The organism is Pedobacter sp. 10L46_2 (genome assembly GCF_056395165.1).
The window spans coordinates 1-2485 of record NZ_JBFTIZ010000477.1; the positions used below are offsets into that span (position 1 = coordinate 1).

General features: G+C 35.7%; 1 protein-coding gene and 1 pseudogene. One reads left to right on the plus strand and one right to left on the minus strand.

The window, feature by feature from the left end; all coding sequences use genetic code 11:
- The first annotated feature begins 249 nt into the window (after positions 1–249).
- Positions 250–1895: pseudogene (locus AC1DDX_RS26990) on the plus strand (phospho-sugar mutase).
- Between the two features lie 11 nt (positions 1896–1906).
- Here AC1DDX_RS26990 and AC1DDX_RS26995 read toward each other — a convergent pair.
- The coding region (locus AC1DDX_RS26995; RefSeq protein ID WP_477622985.1) for a substrate-binding domain-containing protein at positions 1907–2485 on the minus strand (579 nt) is incomplete at its 5' end.

Below are 2485 nucleotides of genomic sequence, written 5' to 3' on the forward strand. Positions count from 1 at the left end.
GGTAATAACCCCATCATCAAAATTCTGATGGTTTCATTATTAGTTATTTAAATTTTAAAGGTTAATATTATTTCAATCAAATTGGTTATATACTTATATTAGGGCGTGAAATTAAAGAAAACGGCGCTAATAATCATGATATTGACGAAATAAAATTTGGAATATTATAAGAATTGGGCTTTTCTAATGAAACTTCACAATTACATTACTGTTTTTCATTAAGACATCTTAAAAAACACATCATAAACTATGCAATTAGAAGCAGCTACATTAAATACCATAAACGAATGGCTTAATGGTAATTACGACGAAAAAACTAAGCAAGAAATACAGCAATTGCTAGATAAAGAGGCCTTTACTGAGCTTACAGATTCTTTCTATAGAAGTCTGGAATTTGGTACCGGAGGTTTACGTGGGATAATGGGTGCAGGATCTAACAGGATCAACAAGTATACAATTGGGACTGCTACACAGGGTTTATGTAACTACCTCCTTAAAAAATATCCGGGCGAAAAAGTTAAAGTTGCCGTAGCGCATGATAGCCGCAACAACTCTGACTATTTTGCAAAGATTACGGCTGATGTGTTTTCTGCAAACGGCATACACGTTTATTTTTTTAAAGCACTAAGACCCACCCCGGAATTGTCTTTTGCGATCCGTGAATTAGGCCCGCTCCAGATGATACACTTGTTATGGATGAGGTAGCTGCTATTAAAAGTATTGATGAGGTTAAATTCGACCGTATCGATAACAATATTGAATTGATTGGAGAGGAAATTGATCAACTTTATCTGGATAAAATTACGGAACTGTCAGTGTCTCCAGAGGCCATTGCCCGTCAAAAAGACCTTAAAATTGTATATTCCCCTATCCATGGAACCGGAATTACATTGGTTCCTAAGGCCCTTGAGCAGTTTGGTTTTACCAATTTAACCTTGGTTGAAGAACAAAGTACCCCTGATGGTAATTTTCCAACTGTAGTATATCCAAACCCTGAAGAAAAAGAAGCACTTACACTTGCTTTGAAAAAAGCTCAGGAAATAGATGCGGATCTTGTTCTGGCCACAGACCCGGATGCCGATAGAGTTGGTATTGCCGTTAAAAATAATGATGGTGAATTTGTACTCCTAAACGGAAACCAGACGGGTAGTTTGCTAATTAATTACCTGTTAAGTGCATGGGAAGAAAAAGGCAAGCTTACAGGAGATCAGTATATTGTTAAAACAATAGTAACATCTAATCTAATTGAAACAATAGCTAAGGCTAAAAATGTTACTTATTACAATACCTTAACAGGCTTTAAATGGATTGGCCATTTAATGACAAGCCTTGAAGGTAAGAAAACATTTATAGGTGGTGGTGAAGAGAGCTATGGTTACCTTATTGGAGAGCTTGTTAGAGATAAGGATGCTGTTGTATCTTGTGCTTTTATTGCAGAAATGACCGCTTTTTACAAAGATAAAGGAAGCAGTTTATATAACGCTATGCTTGATATGTATGTAGAATATGGTCTGTATAAAGAAGAATTGGTATCTATAACCAAAAAAGGAAAAACTGGCGCTGAGGAAATCAAAGCGATGATGGAGAAATTCAGAAACAACCCTCCTGTTACATTAGGTGGTTCTAAAGTTGCAACTTTAAAGGATTACGAATTGGGTATAGAAACTGATTTAATTGCAAATGAAAAGAAAGATCTGGGATTCCCTAAATCTGATGTTCTTCAGTTCATAACCGAAGATGGAAGCATTATCTCTGCCAGGCCATCAGGAACAGAGCCTAAAATTAAATTCTATTGCAGTGTAAATGCACCACTTAAGGATAAAGCTGGCTTTAAAGCTGCTGATGCTGAACTTAGTGCGAAAGTAAAGGCTATTATGAACGATTTAGAGGTTTAATCACCTCTAAATCACCTTTTTATAAACTTAGGCTGCAGAATTATTTTGCTTGCCTCTTTCTTTATCAAAGTATTACTGGCCGAAGCAAGCTCATTTAAAAGTACATCGATGATCTTCTCGGCCATTTCTTCTATAGGCTGATCTACAACACTAATTGGAGGTGTATGTAATTTAAATACATCATGATCATCGTAAGCCACAATACTGAAATCATCATTGATTTCTTTCTTTATCAGTTTTAAAACCAACAGACCTTTAATTGCAAGGTAGTTAGTTGAAAATAAGACAGCATCAATCTCTGGATTCTTCTCAAACAGGAGCATTAACTGTGCTGTTGTATTGTCGTCAGTGCTATCAAAAGGAATTTCAGTATAAATATCTTTATTAAACTGGATGCCACGGTCTTGAAGTGCCTTTTCGTAACCCAGAAAACGGTTATTGATCTGGTCTACATGCAAATCCACAGTTACAAAAGCAATGTTCTTTTTACCGCTATCTATAAGGTGTTTTGTAGCGATGTAAGTACCATTAAAATTGTCTACTACAACATAATTAACTTCCATATCCGGAAGATTCCTATCAAATATAAC